The 14,606-nt window shown below is 60.2% G+C and carries 16 protein-coding genes; 15 read left to right on the plus strand and 1 reads right to left on the minus strand.

Annotation, left to right across the window (positions count from 1 at the left end; genetic code table 11):
- Window positions 1-104: 104 nt before the first annotated feature.
- From PPUTUW4_RS00675 to PPUTUW4_RS00720, 10 genes are all read left to right on the plus strand, one after another.
- Window positions 105-350, plus strand: a complete 246-nt coding sequence (locus PPUTUW4_RS00675; RefSeq protein WP_015092958.1) for a DUF2789 domain-containing protein — start codon at window positions 105-107, stop codon at window positions 348-350.
- An 82-nt stretch (window positions 351-432) separates the two neighbouring features.
- Window positions 433-678, plus strand: coding sequence for a type II toxin-antitoxin system prevent-host-death family antitoxin (locus tag PPUTUW4_RS00680; RefSeq protein WP_007975643.1), 246 nt, complete (start codon window positions 433-435; stop codon window positions 676-678).
- Complete coding sequence (locus tag PPUTUW4_RS00685; protein ID WP_007975642.1) at window positions 668-949, plus strand: type II toxin-antitoxin system RelE/ParE family toxin; 282 nt, start codon at window positions 668-670, stop codon at window positions 947-949. Before PPUTUW4_RS00680 ends, PPUTUW4_RS00685 begins: the two co-directional genes overlap by 11 nt.
- A gap of 132 nt (window positions 950-1,081) precedes the next feature.
- Complete coding sequence (locus PPUTUW4_RS00690; RefSeq protein WP_041474760.1) at window positions 1,082-1,510, plus strand: MarR family transcriptional regulator; 429 nt, start codon at window positions 1,082-1,084, stop codon at window positions 1,508-1,510.
- Complete coding sequence (locus PPUTUW4_RS00695) at window positions 1,507-3,579, plus strand: FUSC family protein (protein WP_041474761.1); 2,073 nt, start codon at window positions 1,507-1,509, stop codon at window positions 3,577-3,579. The genes PPUTUW4_RS00690 and PPUTUW4_RS00695 overlap by 4 nt, the downstream gene beginning before the upstream one ends.
- Entirely contained in the window at window positions 3,576-3,785 is a 210-nt protein-coding gene (locus PPUTUW4_RS00700) for a DUF1656 domain-containing protein (RefSeq protein WP_007975639.1), read from the plus strand. Before PPUTUW4_RS00695 ends, PPUTUW4_RS00700 begins: the two co-directional genes overlap by 4 nt.
- Window positions 3,782-4,669, plus strand: a complete 888-nt coding sequence (locus PPUTUW4_RS00705) for an HlyD family secretion protein (RefSeq protein ID WP_015092961.1) — start codon at window positions 3,782-3,784, stop codon at window positions 4,667-4,669. Before PPUTUW4_RS00700 ends, PPUTUW4_RS00705 begins: the two co-directional genes overlap by 4 nt.
- Window positions 4,666-6,114 carry a TolC family protein gene (locus tag PPUTUW4_RS00710; RefSeq protein WP_015092962.1) on the plus strand — a complete coding sequence of 483 codons (1,449 nt, stop codon included), beginning with the start codon at window positions 4,666-4,668 and terminating at the stop codon, window positions 6,112-6,114. The genes PPUTUW4_RS00705 and PPUTUW4_RS00710 overlap by 4 nt, the downstream gene beginning before the upstream one ends.
- A gap of 93 nt (window positions 6,115-6,207) precedes the next feature.
- Complete coding sequence (locus PPUTUW4_RS00715; RefSeq protein ID WP_015092963.1) at window positions 6,208-6,843, plus strand: hypothetical protein; 636 nt, start codon at window positions 6,208-6,210, stop codon at window positions 6,841-6,843.
- A gap of 256 nt (window positions 6,844-7,099) precedes the next feature.
- On the plus strand, window positions 7,100-8,605 hold the full coding sequence (locus PPUTUW4_RS00720) for a YdgA family protein (RefSeq protein WP_015092964.1): 1,506 nt from the start codon (window positions 7,100-7,102) through the stop codon (window positions 8,603-8,605).
- Between the two features lie 71 nt (window positions 8,606-8,676).
- Here the strand turns inward: PPUTUW4_RS00720 and PPUTUW4_RS00725 are convergent, their stop codons facing one another.
- Window positions 8,677-10,206 (minus strand): apoptosis inducing factor family protein, encoded by a 1,530-nt coding sequence (locus PPUTUW4_RS00725; protein WP_015092965.1) that lies wholly within the window; start codon window positions 10,204-10,206, stop codon window positions 8,677-8,679.
- 139 nt (window positions 10,207-10,345) lie between these two features.
- Between PPUTUW4_RS00725 and PPUTUW4_RS00730 the strand changes: the two genes are divergently transcribed.
- From PPUTUW4_RS00730 to PPUTUW4_RS00750, 5 genes are all read left to right on the plus strand, one after another.
- Window positions 10,346-10,906, plus strand: a complete 561-nt coding sequence (locus PPUTUW4_RS00730; protein WP_015092966.1) for a YbhB/YbcL family Raf kinase inhibitor-like protein — start codon at window positions 10,346-10,348, stop codon at window positions 10,904-10,906.
- Window positions 10,907-10,949: 43 nt separating this feature from the next.
- Window positions 10,950-11,219, plus strand: coding sequence for a hypothetical protein (locus PPUTUW4_RS29875; RefSeq protein ID WP_015092967.1), 270 nt, complete (start codon window positions 10,950-10,952; stop codon window positions 11,217-11,219).
- A gap of 216 nt (window positions 11,220-11,435) precedes the next feature.
- Window positions 11,436-12,848 (plus strand): CHASE2 domain-containing protein, encoded by a 1,413-nt coding sequence (locus PPUTUW4_RS00740; protein WP_015092968.1) that lies wholly within the window; start codon window positions 11,436-11,438, stop codon window positions 12,846-12,848.
- Window positions 12,808-13,173 carry a hypothetical protein gene (locus PPUTUW4_RS00745; protein ID WP_015092969.1) on the plus strand — a complete coding sequence of 122 codons (366 nt, stop codon included), beginning with the start codon at window positions 12,808-12,810 and terminating at the stop codon, window positions 13,171-13,173. The genes PPUTUW4_RS00740 and PPUTUW4_RS00745 overlap by 41 nt, the downstream gene beginning before the upstream one ends.
- A complete protein-coding gene (locus tag PPUTUW4_RS00750; protein WP_227698107.1) occupies window positions 13,164-14,525 on the plus strand; it encodes a M48 family metalloprotease in 1,362 nt (453 codons plus the stop codon). Before PPUTUW4_RS00745 ends, PPUTUW4_RS00750 begins: the two co-directional genes overlap by 10 nt.
- Window positions 14,526-14,606 lie beyond the last annotated feature (81 nt).

Below are 14,606 nucleotides of genomic sequence, written 5' to 3' on the forward strand. Positions count from 1 at the left end.
AGGCTCGCTCCCACAGGTTTTGTGATCGACACAGATACTTGTGGGAGCGAGCCTGCTCGCGATGACCGCGCAGCGGTCCCCTTATAAACTCACCGGAGTTCAACATGGAAAGCCCGACCCACAACCTGCCATCCCTGTTCAAACAACTCGGCCTGCCGGACGACGCCGAAAGCATCGATAAATTCATCGCCACCCATTCACCGCTCAAACCGGAACTGCACCTTGCGGATGCATTTTTCTGGAGCCCGAGCCAGGCGGAGCTTCTGCGTGAGGAGATACTCGATGACGCGGATTGGGCGGAGGTGGTGGATCAACTGGATGTGATGTTGAGGAAGGGGCGGGGGGTGTAAATAACGGATAGGCGGCGGCTCACAGAGGTTGCTCTGATCGAACGAATTGACCAAAATTAAGACCTTATTTGAGGTCTTAATTATGCAAAATGTTTTGGCCGATATGGCTGTCAGCGTGTCTGAACTAAAGAAAAACCCCTCTGCCGTTTTGAACGGCGCCCATGGAGGGCCTGTCGCGGTGCTCAATCACAATCGCGTCATGGGCTACATGGTTCCTGCCGATGTGTTCGAAGCCATGATGGAGCGCCTTGATGATTTGGAGTTGGCGGAACTCGTGCGTTCTCGTCGTCATGAAACGCCGATCCCGGTAACGCTGGATGACTTATAAGCTCGAATTTCTCCCGTCTGCACGCAAAGAATGGGACAAGCTGGGGCACACAGTACGTGAGCAATTCAAAAAGAAGCTGTCAGAGCGGCTTGAGGTGCCTCGAATCCAGTCTGACGCGCTGCATGGCATGCCTGACTGCTACAAGATCAAGCTGAGGTCATCGGGATATCGACTCGTCTACGAGGTGATAGATGAGCGCATTGTTGTTTCTGTCGTTGCAGTAGGAAAGCGCGAACGCAGTGAGGTGTATGAGCGCGCCAGGAAACGTTGAGGGCTCTCGGCAGGTCGCTGTTACGTAATTGTTTCAAAACTTGACGGAAAATCCTCTCCAATGCAATATTGATAGTTAGCAAACTAACAGTGTGTATTTTCCCTCGTGCCGAACAACCTCGACGTTCTCCAGATGAACATCAGCAGCGCCATGGTGGTGGCCGCCAGGCATTGGCGCAAAATCTGCCAGACCACGCTGGTCAACTATGGAATCTCCGAAGCCTGCGCCGTTCCGCTGTTGATGATCGGGCGCCTGGGCGAGGGCGTACGTCAGGTGACGGTGGCGCAAGCCGCCGGGATGGAGAGTCCATCGCTGGTGCGCCTGCTTGATCAACTGTGCCATTCCGGTTACGTCTGCCGGACCGAAGACGCGCAGGACCGCCGCGCCAAGTGCCTGAGCCTGACTGAAACCGGCCGGGAGCTGGTGCAGGCGGTCGAAGTGGAGTTGGTGCGCTTGCGCCAGGAAGTCCTTGAAGGCATTGCCCCGAGTGATCTGGAAGCTACGCTGCGGGTACTGAGAGCTTTTGAAGCGGCCACGCCGCCATCGGTGGCCAACTCTTGAACGGATTTTTTGCAGGCATGCCCCCGGCGCGAGACTGGTTCTATGGGGTCCGCACCTTCGCCGCCTCGATGATCGCGCTGTACATCGCCCTGCTCATGCAAATGCCGCGTCCGTACTGGGCGATGGCCACGGTGTACATCGTTTCCAGCCCGTTTCTCGGACCTACCAGTTCCAAAGCGTTGTACCGGGCAGTCGGCACCTTTATCGGCGCTGCGGCGGCGGTTCTGTTCGTGCCGATGTTCGTGCAGAGCCCCTACGTGCTGGTGGTGGTGATTGCACTGTGGACCGGCACGCTGCTGTTTCTGTCCCTGCATTTGCGCACCGCGAACAACTACGCCTTGATGCTCGCCGGTTACACCTTGCCGTTGATCGCCCTGCCGGTGGTGAACAATCCGCTGGGGGTGTGGGACGTGGCCGAAGCGCGGACTGAAGAAATCTTTCTGGGCATCGTCGTAGCGGCGGTGGTCGGTGCCATGTTCTGGCCGCGGCGCCTGGCGCCGGTGTTCAATGATTCGGTGAGCAAATGGTTTACCGATGCATCGACCTACAGCCTGCGCTTCCTCAATCGTAACGTGCAGCCTGAAGAAGTCAGCGCGTTGCGTGCATCGATGGTCGCCACGTTCAATTCCCTGGAGTTGATGATCGGTCAGTTGCCCCACGAAGGTTCGCGTCCGCAGACGGTGCGCAATACCAAGGAGTTGCGTGGGCGGATGATTCACCTGCTGCCGGTAGTCGACGCCCTCGACGACGCGCTTTATGCCCTGGAACGGCGTACGCCCGAGCTTGTGGATAAGTTCGCGCCGTTGCTGACGGCCACCACCGAATGGCTCGGGCACAAGGATGCCGACCTCGACCGCTGGCAAGCACTGAAGGATCAACTGGAAGCCCTGCAACCCGCCTCCGAAGCGCTGGATGACCGCAAGCAGCTGCTGTTCTCCAATGCCATCTACCGTCTCGGCGAGTGGATCGATTTGTGGCAGGACTGCCGCAGCCTGCAATACGCCATCCAGTGCGAAAGCCAGGACAGCTGGCGCGCGGTGTATCGGCACTGGCGGCTGGGGCGGCTGTCCCCGTTTCTGGATCGCGGCCTGATGTTGTATTCCGCGGCTTCCACCGTCACCGCGATAATCGTGGCCTCGGTGTTGTGGATTCTGCTCGGCTGGACCGATGGCGGCAGCGCCGTGATCCTGGCGGCGGTGGCGTGCAGCTTCTTCGCCTCGATGGACGACCCGGCGCCGCAGATTTACCGGTTCTTTTTCTGGACGGCGATGTCGGTGGTGTTCGCCAGCCTTTATCTGTTTCTGGTGCTGCCCAACCTGCATGACTTTCCGATGCTGGTGCTGGCGTTTGCCGTGCCGTTCATTTGTGTCGGCACCCTGACGGTCAAGCCGCAGTTTTACCTGGGCATGCTGCTGACGCTGGTCAACACCTCGTCCTTCATCAGCATTCAGGGGGCCTACGACGCCGACTTCCTCAGTTTCGCCAACTCCAACCTGGCCGGTCCCATGGGGCTGCTGTTCGCGTTCATCTGGACCCTGATCGCCCGGCCGTTCGGGGCCGAGCTGGCGGCCAAGCGCCTGACCCGTTTCAGCTGGCGTGACATTGTCGGCCTCTCCGAGCCGGCCACGTTGTCCGAACATCGGCTGTTGGGCATAAAGATGCTCGATCGGCTGATGCAGCACCTGCCGCGCCTGGCCATGACCGGCCAGGACTCCGGCGTGGCGCTGCGGGAAGTGCGGGTGGCATTGAATCTGTTGGACCTGCTGGCCCACACGCCGCGGGTCCTCGGTGTGCCGCAGGTGCTGCTGCGCCAGGTGGTGGCCGAGGTTGGCGAGTACTTCAAGGCCTGTCTCAAGGCCGGTGAGCGCTTGCCGGCACCGAGCCCGCTGCTGATGACCCTCGACCGCACACGTCGCGCCCTCAGTGGTGCCGGCGATGACGAAACCCGTCGGCATCTGCTGCACGCCCTGAGCGGCCTGCGCCTGGCACTGTTGCCCGGCGTCGAATTCGTCGGTGCCGCCGAGCCCGAAGAACCGCTTCCCCATGGCATTGATGGAGCGCCTTTATGATCGGTGACCTGGATGTCAGCGGGGTGTTTCTGCCCACGCTGCTGGTGCTGATGGGCATTACCTATGTGTTGTACCTGTTGGTGCACGGGGTGCTGACGCGCCTGCACTTTTACCGTCTGGTCTGGCACCGGGCATTGTTCAACGTGGCCCTCTACGCCCTGCTGCTTGGCGCCGTGGACTCACTCAGTCGATACCTGATGACATGAAAAAACCCTTTCTAACCCTTGGTCGCGTGGTGCTGACCCTGCTGATCGTGAGCTTCGCCGTGGTCGTGGTCTGGCGCATGGTGATGTATTACATGTTCGCGCCCTGGACCCGCGATGGGCACATCCGTGCCGACATCGTGCAAATCGCGCCGGATGTTTCCGGGTTGATCCAGCAAGTGGAGGTGCGCGACAACCAGTTGGTCAAGCGCGGCCAGGTGCTGTTCAGCATCGATCCAGACCGCTTCAAGCTGGCACTGCGCCAAGCGAAAGCGGCTGTCGCCGACCGCGAAGAAACCCTGGCCCAGGCCCAGCGCGAGGCCAAGCGAAACAAAGGTCTCGGTAATCTGGTGCCGGCTGAGCAACTGGAAGAAAGCCAGTCGAAAGTGGCCCGCGCCCAGGTGGCCTTGACGGAAGCCCAGGTGGCGGTGGACAGCGCGCAACTCAACCTCGACCGCTCGGTGATCCGCAGCCCGGTGGACGGCTACGTCAACGACCGTGCGCCACGGACCCAGGAGTTCGTCAGCGCCGGGCGTCCGGTGTTGTCAGTGGTCGACAGCAATTCGTTCCACATCGACGGCTATTTCGAAGAAACCAAACTGAACGGCATCCATATCGGCCAGAGCGTCGACATCCGGGTGATCGGCGACAATGCGCGCTTGCGCGGGCACGTAGAAAGCATCGTCGCCGGTATCGAAGACCGCGACCGCACCAGCGGCAACAACCTGCTGCCCAACGTCAACCCGGCCTTCAGTTGGGTGCGCCTGGCCCAACGGATTCCGGTGCGAATCGCCTTCGATGACGTGCCGGAAGATTTCCGCATGATCGCCGGGCGCACCGCCACGGTATCGATCCTCGACGATCAGCAACGGGAGCCGGCGCAATGAGCAAGGCCTCGGGTTTGGCGGTCGCCGGTTTGGGTTTGCTGCTGTCGGCGTGTCAGATGGTCGGGCCGGATTATCATTTGCCCGAAGAGGCGGCTGTCCATCGTCCAGATATCCAGGGTGATCTGGCGGTCGACGGCAAAACGGTGGTGTCCGCACCGGTGCCGGCCGATTGGTGGCGCCTGTACAAGGACCCGCGACTCGACCAGCTGGTACAGCAGGCCATGGCCTCCAACACCGATTTGCGCGTGGCAGCGGCCAGCCTGTCGCGGTCTCGCGCTCAGGTGGATGAGGCTGAAGCGGCGGGCGGCTGGAGCGGCGGCGTGCAGATGGGCGCCCAGCGCCTGCAGGAGTCAGGCCAGGCGTTCCTGCTACCGGAAAAAGTGCCGGTGGCCAACATTGGCGACATCGGCATCAGCGCGTCCTACCAGTTCGACCTGTTCGGGACCTTGCAACGCGGTATCGAAGCGGCCAAGGCCAATGCCGATGCGACGCAGGCCGCCGCCGATACGGCACGCATCACCGTGGTGGCCGACGTGGTACGGGCCTACACCCAGGTGTGCGCGGCTAATGAGGAGCGGGAAATCGCCCAGCACTCCCTCGACCTGCAAGCGCAAAGCACCACACTGATCCAGCGCCTGCGCGATGCCGGGCGTGGCGACGAAACCCAGGTCACCCGCTCGCAAACCCAATTCAAATCCCTGCGCGCCGACATGCCGCGCTATGAGGCCTCACGTCAGGCCGGGCTGTATCGCCTGTCGATGCTGCTGGCCAAGCCGGTGGACCAGCTGCCGGCCGGCACCGCTACCTGCGACGAACTGCCGAAAATCGCGCAATTGGTCCCGGTGGGCGATGGCGCCGCGTTGCTCAAGCGTCGCCCCGATGTGCGGCAGGCCGAGCGGCGACTGGCGGCCGCGACGGCCGGTATCGGTGTCGCCACAGGTGAGCTGTACCCGAATATCAGCATCGGCGCGACCATCGGTACCGTCGGTATCCTCGACGATCTCGGCGACCCGTCGACCAACCGCTGGGGCTTCGGCCCGTCGCTGACCTGGAAGGTGCCGACCAACGGCGCCCGGGCGCGCATCCGCGAAGCCGAAGCGGTGACCCAGGCGACGCTGGCGCATTTCGATGGGGTGGTGCTCAACGCGATTCGTGAAACCCAGACCAGCCTTGCCCAATACACGGCCTTGCTGCAACGCCGCGACGCCCTGGCCGATGCCGAGCAATCGGCAAAACTGGCGGCTGACCAGACCCATCGCTTCTTCCAGGCCGGCCGCGAATCGTTCCTGGCTGACCTGCAAGCGACCCGCACCTACACGGATGTCACGGCGCAATTGGCCGCTGCCAACACCCAGGTAGCCGCCAGCCAGATCGATTTGTTCCTGGCGTTGGGCGGCGGCTGGGAAAGCGGACGAACGCAAGCGTCGAACGCCGGCAAACCCTGAGGCCATTGCTATGCTTTGAAGTGTTGGAAAGGCGCCTTGTGCAAAGCGCCCTTTCTTCGCACAAGGCTCGCGCAGGTCAGGGGGAAACCAACAATGAAAAACCCTTATGCTCTCGGCTTCTGGTGCGCCATCGTGGCGTTGGTGCTGCTGTCGGCCACCTATTTCTACGGCGTCATGCTGGCCCACCAGATCGACAAGGCTCTGGTGTTCCTCGACAGTGCCGTCGCGTTGATAGCCGTGATGTCCGTTGCGGTGGTTGCCTGGGCGTCGGTCCAGAATCAGCGCATCAAAAAAAGACAACTCGAACAAGGCAAGACCTTGGTCCTGATCTGGGATACCAAGGTGGCGTTGCGTCGTGTCGAAACAGTGTTCGACCGCTATTTCTGGGGCAGTTATTGGCAACCGGGGCGCACGTTTCAGGAGGTCATGGGCGAATTGACCGGCACGCCGCTGGAAAAAAGCCTCGAAACCCTGAAAAAACAATGCCTGGCGCTGGACCGGCAAGTGGCTGACGACGATCGGCACTGGCTCAGCAATGCCCGGGAGCTGGCCGATGTCGCCACGGCCATGGCCCGCGAACGTTATCAACTGGACGTCTGCGACCCACGCGCGGAAGTGACGGGCGGGGCGGTGATCAACCGCGACTTCGAAGTGCTGGTGTACACCTGGACGGCGCGGCTTAAAAGCTTTGATCATCAACTGGATGAGATTGAGGTCCAGTATTCCTGATTTTGTGTTGGTTGTTATACCGTCTTCGCGAGCAGGCTCGCTCCCACATTGGAATGCATTTCCCTGTGGGAGCGAGCCTGCTCGCGAAGGCGATCGAACAGCTGCCCCCCAAGACACTCTTGACCTTTAATCATTGGGCCGTTCGTCGCGCCTGATGCTAATCTGCATTCCACTTTCAGCACAGTCGAGCCGCAACCCGTCATGGGTTCAGGGAAGACGACCACACTTTCAACAACGGATATTGAACGGGTCATACATGAACAAATCAGCAGGCGTGCTACTGGGAATCGTTGTCGCAATCGGTGCCATCAGCGCAGGCGGTGCCTGGTTCACCGGCACCAGGCTCGAAGGTGTGTTGAACTCCTCGATTGCCGATGCCAACAAGGAGCTGCAAGCGGCCATGATCGGTTCCAACGGCACCGCGTCGCTGGAGCTGGTGTCGCTGGAGCGTCATGTATTCAGCAGCACCGCGCACTATCGTCTCAAGGGCGAAGGTGAAATGTTCGGCGAAGCGCCGGTCGAGCTGCTGTTTGTCGATCACATCGAACACGGCCCGTTGCCGATCTCGCGGCTGATGTCGCTGAAGTGGCTGCCGGTCCTGGCGACCAGTCACTACGAACTGGAAAAGACCCCGCTCACCGAGAAGTGGTTTGCCGCCGCCAAGGACAAGTCCCCACTGACCGGCGTGGTCAACATCGGCTATGACAACGCAACCAATGGCACCTTCGAGTTGCAGCCGCTGGAAATGGCGCTGGATGACAAGTCGAGCATGAAATTCTCCGGCCTGAGCATGGACGTCGACGCGAGCGCCAAGGCGCAGAAGGTCAAGGCCACCGGTTACATGGACAGCCTGAAAGTGACCACCGTTTCTGAAGACCAGACACCGGTGCAGGTTGAGTTGAACGGCCTGACCCTGGCCAGCAACCTGACCAAAAGTACCTACGGTTTCTATATCGGCGAGAACGTCCTTGAACTGGCCAGCGGCAAATCGACTTTTGGCGTCAAGCAGTCGGTGCTGGACTTCAAGAAATTCGAGATGAAAAACCTGACGGAAGAAAAGGGCAGCAACGCTTCCGGGCGTGCCGATTACAAAGTTGGCGAAGTGTCCCTGAATGGCAAGACCATCGGTTCCGGTGCGCTGACCATGAGCGTGAAGAACCTCGACATTCCGGCCACGATGTCGTTGATGCAGGTCTATCAGAGCAAACTGCAGCCGTATGAGCGTGCGGCGGCCGAAGCGGTGGAAGCGGGCCTGCCGGCACCGGAGCTGAAACTGACCGAAGCCGAGGAAGCACTGCTCAAGTCCAGCCTGGAAAAACTGCTGGCGGCCGGTCCGCAGGTGGCCCTGGAAAACCTGTCGTTCAACACGGCCAACGGTGAGAGCCGCGCCAACATGGTGCTCAACCTGACCAAGCCACAAACCATCGACCTGCCGACCGATCAGCTGGTCAGGCAGTTGATCGCGTTGCTGGACTTCAAACTGAAAGTGTCCAAACCCATGCTGGTCGATGTACTCACCGTGCAGTCGCAAATCGACGGTCAGACCGACGCCAAGCTGATTGCCGATCAGGCCACCGCCACCGCAGACATGTTCGGCAGCATGGCGGTCGGCAGCCAACTGGCAAAACTGGACGGCAACAATATCGTCACCAACTTGCATTACGCCAACAATCAGGTGGACTTCAACGGCCAGAAAATGACCGTCGAAGAGTTTGCCGGTTTTGTCATGAGCAAGTTTGCGGAAACCGGCGCCACCGAATAACGGCGGCCGTTTATACAGTAACGCCCGGCCTCTGCATCACGCAGGTGCCGGGCGTTTTGCTGTCCGCCCCCCTAGGGAACGTCACGGATCAGGCGCCATGCCTCTTCCCAGGGCAACGGTTGCTTCATCCGCTCGGCAAGCATCGCCATGGCCCGGTCCATCTCGCAGGCTAGCGCCGCCGACACCACGCCATTTTTTCCGAACAGGCCTATGAAGGGCGGATCGTAAGGGTCGCCCTTGAACTCGACTTCGTCCCAGGCCTCGGCGTGCCCGAGGTAGTCGTAGGTCTTGCCGAAATGCCAGGTCCAGAAAAACGGCACGTCGAGGTAATGCTCGTCCCCGCCCAGCATATTGGCCGCTGCGATTCGCGCCTGCTGTTGGGCCAGTCGCCAGTGTTCGATGCGCACGTATTGGTTGTTCAGCGGGAAGGTGGCGATATCGCCAGCCGCCCAGAGGCCGTCGGCCACGCGCATTGCGCCGTCGACACGCAGCGACTGATCCTGTTCTTTCACCAGCCCGGTGAAGGCGGCGGTGGCCGGCGTGACGCCAATGCCGACCAGCACCAGATCGGCCGCCAGGCGTTGGCCGTTGTCCAGGCGCACGGCTTCGACCTTGTCCGTTCCTTCGATCTGCGCCGCATTGCCCTGGGTATGAAACTTCACGCCATGGGCTTCATGCCGCGCACGAATGGCCTTGCCGACCGTTTCGCCGAACTGTTTGGCAAATGGCACTGCGTGGCGGGCCAGTACAGTCACGTCCAGGCCAAGCTGGCGCAGGGACGAGGCGGACTCCATGGCAATGAAACTGTCGCCGATGATCACCACCCGTTGGCCGGCGCTGGCGCAGTGCAGAATCTGCTGTGCATGGGCTCTGGAGCGTAAAACGAATACCTGCGGCAAGTCGGCGCCGGGCAGCGTCAACGGCTTGGGTATGCCGCCGGTGGCCACCAGCGCGGCGTCGTAGGTCAGTGATTGGCCGTCAGTCAGCCGCAGTGTGCGGTTTGATGCGTCCAGGCTGGCCACTTCGCCCTGCAGGCGCTCGATCCGCTGCTCGCGGTAAAACGCCTCGTCGCGCAGCGGCGGGACTTCCTGCGGCGGCATTTCCCCGGCGATCACGTATTTGCTCAGCGCAGTGCGGTCGTATCCGGCATCGGCTTCGCGGTCGATCAACAGCACCCGGCCACCGAAGCCTTTCTCGCGCAACGCTGCTGCTGCCGCCGTGCCTGCCGCGCCAGCGCCGATAATAATGAAGGTTCGTGGATCGTCGGCCGGTGGCGTGTGGGCGTCCGATAATGGCTGGTCGCCGACCCAGATGTCGCCGTCACGAACCTCGAGGGGATAGCGCTTGAGACTGTCCAGGGCTGGCGGTTCACACAGCCCGCCATCCTCGATCCGAAACTGCGCCTTGTGCCACGGACAGGTCAGGCGACCGTTGCATACCGCACCGTCAGCCAGCGGGGCGCCGGCATGCGGGCATTCGGCCTGATAAGCGCGAAGTTGCTCACCGGCCCGCAACAGTAGAATCTTGCTGCCCTGGACTTGCACTTCCAGACCCCGGTCTTCGGGCACATTGGTGACACGCGCAACGCGATGCAGAGTCATGATTGCTCTCCAGACAGACGTTTACTTATGAGTCTGGTGCTTATCGCGAGGTTCAGCCAATTCCCCGCTGCCACGGCGTGAACGGTCCGGCTATAGTTTGCACGCCGACGACGGCCCAACACGTACAAGGTGCTCCGGAATGACCCGATTGACCTCAATCAACGCTTGGATCTCAGCCGCCGCTGTCGCCCTTTGCGTGCAGTTCCCGGCGCAGGCCCAGGAACGCTTCACCCTGAATATTCCCGGAGTTTCCGATGACCGTCTGTTCACCTCGGCCGCTGCGAGCGATTCCGCGGGCTGTGGCGGACACAACATTTCCCCTGCATTGAACTGGAACACCGGCCCGGCCGCCACCCAAAGCTACGCCATCGTCATGCACGACCCGGACGGCCAGAAAGGCCAGGGCATCGATCAGTGGGTGCATTACGGCATCAAGGCCGGCACCCACCAGATCCCGGCCGGTGCCGGAAGCAAACCCGGCCTCGAGGGCGTTGGCGGTACCAACAGCCAGAACACCACCGGCTACATCGGCCCTTGCCCACCCGTTGGCGACAGCGCGCACCACTACATCATCCAGATCTACGCCCTGGACCTGGCCCCGGACGCTTTGCCCGCCGGCCTGACCCGTGCGCAGCTGCTGGAAAAAATCAAAGGCCACGTCCTGAGAAACAGCAGCGTGGTACGGCGCTATCACCGCTAAAGGCGGATTTACAGAAAACTGAAGTGCGCAGCATGGCGGGGATTTGGCATCCACCCCCGAAAGCGCGCACTATCAGGCCATAGCCGATGCGTTGGAGGATGCCGTGGCAAAAAAAATCGACCGCATCGCCCAAATGCTCAACTGCCCGCAAAAGGGTGAAGAACTACGGCGAGCGATTACCGAGAGTCGCAAGGATTTTCTGCTGAACCAGCCGGAAGAAGATGTTGTTGAAGGCGACGACCTTGAAGAGGAGTTCTTCGAGGACGACGAGGACGATGAGGAGTACGACGAGTTCGACTGGACCACAGAATAAAAAAACCGCTTCGGCGGTTTTTTTGTGCCGTAAAAACGGCCCGGGCCTTGGGAGCTGAGGCGTTCGCGTGTCTAAACAGTTTGCCCGTGCGGGCCGAGCTGCCGACAACGTCCGCCACCTGACTGTAGGCAAAACTATTTAATTAAATGTACATCGCACGAATCATTTGGATATCCTTGGTCGAAAAGTGGCCAAGTGACATCACGGAGCGATAGAGTGTTCAGGGTTTTGGATGAAGGTTTTGAAAGACTCCGCAAGTGGCCACTGGCTCGTGTAGGGCTTTACTTGATCCTTGGATACTGGGGCTTGTTCTGTGATCCGTTTGGCCTGAGCTCCGCCGCTGACAAGGCTCTGTCGGATCAACTCGGGAGATTCCGGGCGTTTAGTTTTCCTGTCGAGCCCGCACCGGTAACGGTCGTCGCTATTGATTACCCCAGCATCGCCGGTTTGCACAATGATGGAAAGGGTTGGCTGGAGGCCAATGACTGGCCCCTGACCTACGCCGATCATGGTCGCATTTTGCGTGATCTCGCCCTGTCCAAGAGCGGCGAACCGGCTCCGGCGGCCATCTTCTACGACATCTTCTTTGAGCGCCCTCGCACTACGAGTGGCGACTTGCAGCAGCTCGGTCGTGTCCTGGAGCGTTTGGACGAAAACCCGGTGGCATCGAAGATTCATCTGGCCGGGGGAGGGAGTTTTGTGCCGATGTCTCCACAGGCCCGCCAGCAGTTGCGGTCCGCCTCGCTGGCAGTCTCTGCGTGGGACGGGATAGGCGATCTCTATCCGCTGAAGGCGTCTCTGGGCACAGCGAGCGCCGCTGAGCCTGTGGCGACGGCGGCTGGCGCGCTCTACCAGGATTTGTGCAAGGCCCGCGGCGAAGATTGTCGCTGGGCCGAGGCGGCAAGCCTGCCAGAACTTTCCATACAGTGGACTATGACCTCTCGGGACGATTGCAGTGCCGAGCAAGCGAGTGCGTGGAGTGATTTGATTTCGATTTCTTTGCGTCTCGCTGGTTTCTCGACGGCAGCCGAAAACCCGACAGCCGCGTGCATGCCGGTCCATCAGGTTCGACTGTCGCAGTTGTACGGCGAACACCCGGTAAGTCTCAGGCCACCCCGACTCAAGCCCGGTGAACCCTTCGTGGTGTTGGTGGGGAATGTTATGCCTAGCCTGAACGACTATGTAGAGTCGCCATTGTATGGCCAAGTGGCTGGCGTATACCTGCACGCCAATGCATTGGCAAACCTGGACGAAAGGGGAGCGCACTACATACATCAGAGTGATTCCAGAATTGCCAACTTTCTATTCCTGTTGGTGATGATTCTGATGTGTATGCAGCTGCAGGGCACCCTTGGTTGGCGCGTCCAGACACGGAAATCCAGCGCCGCCGAGAAAGATTCAATTGGCTCAAAGGTCGGCAGGACATTGGGGTTTGCCGCACTCAACACATCGGTGGTCGCGGTCGGCTACTACCTGTTTTACCGGGCGAACATGGCTCCCGAAGGTTGGTTGGCACTGGCGGCTTTCGTGCCATTCCTTTGGGAGGTCGTCTTGGCCGGTGAGCAGAATTACTCTAAGGATGGACCTGATGAAAAAGCACTTCCCAATCCAGCTGTTGCTGCTTGCTAGTCTGAATATTTTATCGGCTTCGGCAGATACGTTGCAGATCCAGGCAATTCCCCATCCCGAGCTCATCGAAGTTGAAGCCGCCAAGGGTGGCGAGTATCGGTTGGTATCGGAGCTGGGCAAACTGACTTACCCACTGTCGGCCAAGTCAGTGGAAGGCAACCGCCTGGAGTTTCGCCAGGGCACCGCTGCCTGGAAAGTTTCGCGTGCCGATGTGCAGTTGGTGAACGAAAAACTGGTGGTCGATGCCTGTAGCACCATACCTGCGACTCTGGCTGGCGATGCGAAATCTGCAAGCGTCAAGGGAGCGGGCGAAGGATGCAAATGATGAGACGGAGTGTCTGTCTGTTCGCATTTGTACTCGCGGCGCTGTCCGGTTGCGCTGTCGACCCGAAGTACAGCGCGTTCAAACCGTTGGAGGGCGCCGATCGCAAAGTCAACATCGATGATGTGCGGCTGTTGCGGCAGATGGATCGCACGCCAGTGCTGGACCCTGCGCTGATCGAATATGTACAGCGTATCCGCCAGCGCCTTGAAGGTGCTTGGGCAGTGCCGTGCGACTGCGTGGTGGTCGTGGACTCGTTCAGCGGGTACGAGGCCTATTCTCTCTCTGCTACAACCATCGTGGTGTCGGCCGGGCTGATAGCCCAGGCCAATTCCGAAGATGAGGTTGCAGCGGTCATCGCCCACGAGCTCGGGCATGTCTATCAAGGTGATACCACCAAGGGCGGCCTGCAACAGACTGCATTGGACATGACCAAACTGGGCGCCTGGGCCGCTGGAGCCGGTGGTTATAGCCTGCTCTTCGGCGAGACTGTCGATGACATGACCAAGGGTCTTGTCTATCGGCACTGGAACCAAGAGCAGGAAATAGCGGCAGACCATTTTTCCGCGCAGTTGCTGGTGAAAGCCGGGTATTCGCTCGATGGTCTTAAAATGGCTGTACGCCGTCTCGGCAAATACAGTGAAGGTGCGCTGGTGGCGCGTGCCCCGCAAACAACCAGTTGCGTGACGGGTAAGGGCGGCAATTACCAGATCAATCTGAAGGGCTGTAGCAAGGAACTGAGCCATGTGGACGAGAGTATCTATCAATCGTCCGAACAGCGGCTGGAACCGATCGTGAAACTCACCGCCAGCCTGCCGCCAGAGCAGCGCCGTCGCCGGCCGTCGGGGCCGCTGCCGGATTTCCCTTCGACGGACTATCTGTTCCGACTGAACGATCTGGTCTCCAGCAATCGCGAACAGCTCAAGGCGAATCTGGCTCGCATCGAGGCGCAGCCCTTGCCGGCAACCCTGCAGGGCAACGTCGCAGTCACCAACAAACTGGCGATGGCTTACTCCATCGCTGGCGACTCGACGCGGGCGGCATCCTATTTGCGTACCAGCCTGCAGGGTACCGGGCGTACGGCCTGGACATTCAACATGCTGTTCAAGGAAGTCGACCGTAGCGGTGACCAGAAGCAGGTCATGAAGGCCATTGAAGACTCGCATCTGGAGGTGGGCTACATGGCACAGCTATTACCTGTGGAGTACTACCTGACCAAGCGTCATGGACTTCAGGTATACGAATTGATTGCTTATGGCCGCTGCGTTTCCAACGTGGTCGATGATGTGGCTACCTACAACGCCTGCGCTAAATTCGAGAAACAGGCAAAGCAGTATGGCGGTGCGAACTGGTGATACCAGTTGTTCCAAGGCTGCGCGCGAATATCCGGAGGGATGGAAGAGCGCTGTTACACAATGTCGGGCGGGAAGCTGAGT

Origin of the sequence: Pseudomonas sp. UW4 (assembly GCF_000316175.1) — a bacterium.
GTDB lineage: Bacteria > Pseudomonadota > Gammaproteobacteria > Pseudomonadales > Pseudomonadaceae > Aquipseudomonas > Aquipseudomonas laurylsulfatiphila.

Excerpts from the sequence above, each read along its gene's own strand:
- PPUTUW4_RS00675 (WP_015092958.1), top strand. The coding sequence starts at position 105 with ATGGAAAGCCCGACCCACAACCTGCCATCCCTGTTCAAACAACTCGGC.
- PPUTUW4_RS00680 (WP_007975643.1), top strand. The coding sequence starts at position 433 with ATGCAAAATGTTTTGGCCGATATGGCTGTCAGCGTGTCTGAACTAAAG.
- PPUTUW4_RS00685 (WP_007975642.1), top strand. The coding sequence starts at position 668 with ATGACTTATAAGCTCGAATTTCTCCCGTCTGCACGCAAAGAATGGGAC.
- PPUTUW4_RS00690 (WP_041474760.1), top strand. The coding sequence starts at position 1,082 with ATGAACATCAGCAGCGCCATGGTGGTGGCCGCCAGGCATTGGCGCAAA.
- PPUTUW4_RS00700 (WP_007975639.1), top strand. The coding sequence starts at position 3,576 with ATGATCGGTGACCTGGATGTCAGCGGGGTGTTTCTGCCCACGCTGCTG.
- PPUTUW4_RS00705 (WP_015092961.1), top strand. The coding sequence starts at position 3,782 with ATGAAAAAACCCTTTCTAACCCTTGGTCGCGTGGTGCTGACCCTGCTG.
- PPUTUW4_RS00710 (WP_015092962.1), top strand. The coding sequence starts at position 4,666 with ATGAGCAAGGCCTCGGGTTTGGCGGTCGCCGGTTTGGGTTTGCTGCTG.
- PPUTUW4_RS00715 (WP_015092963.1), top strand. The coding sequence starts at position 6,208 with ATGAAAAACCCTTATGCTCTCGGCTTCTGGTGCGCCATCGTGGCGTTG.
- PPUTUW4_RS00720 (WP_015092964.1), top strand. The coding sequence starts at position 7,100 with ATGAACAAATCAGCAGGCGTGCTACTGGGAATCGTTGTCGCAATCGGT.
- PPUTUW4_RS00725 (WP_015092965.1), bottom strand. The coding sequence starts at position 10,206 with ATGACTCTGCATCGCGTTGCGCGTGTCACCAATGTGCCCGAAGACCGG.
- PPUTUW4_RS00730 (WP_015092966.1), top strand. The coding sequence starts at position 10,346 with ATGACCCGATTGACCTCAATCAACGCTTGGATCTCAGCCGCCGCTGTC.
- PPUTUW4_RS00745 (WP_015092969.1), top strand. The coding sequence starts at position 12,808 with ATGAAAAAGCACTTCCCAATCCAGCTGTTGCTGCTTGCTAGTCTGAAT.
- PPUTUW4_RS00750 (WP_227698107.1), top strand. The coding sequence starts at position 13,164 with ATGCAAATGATGAGACGGAGTGTCTGTCTGTTCGCATTTGTACTCGCG.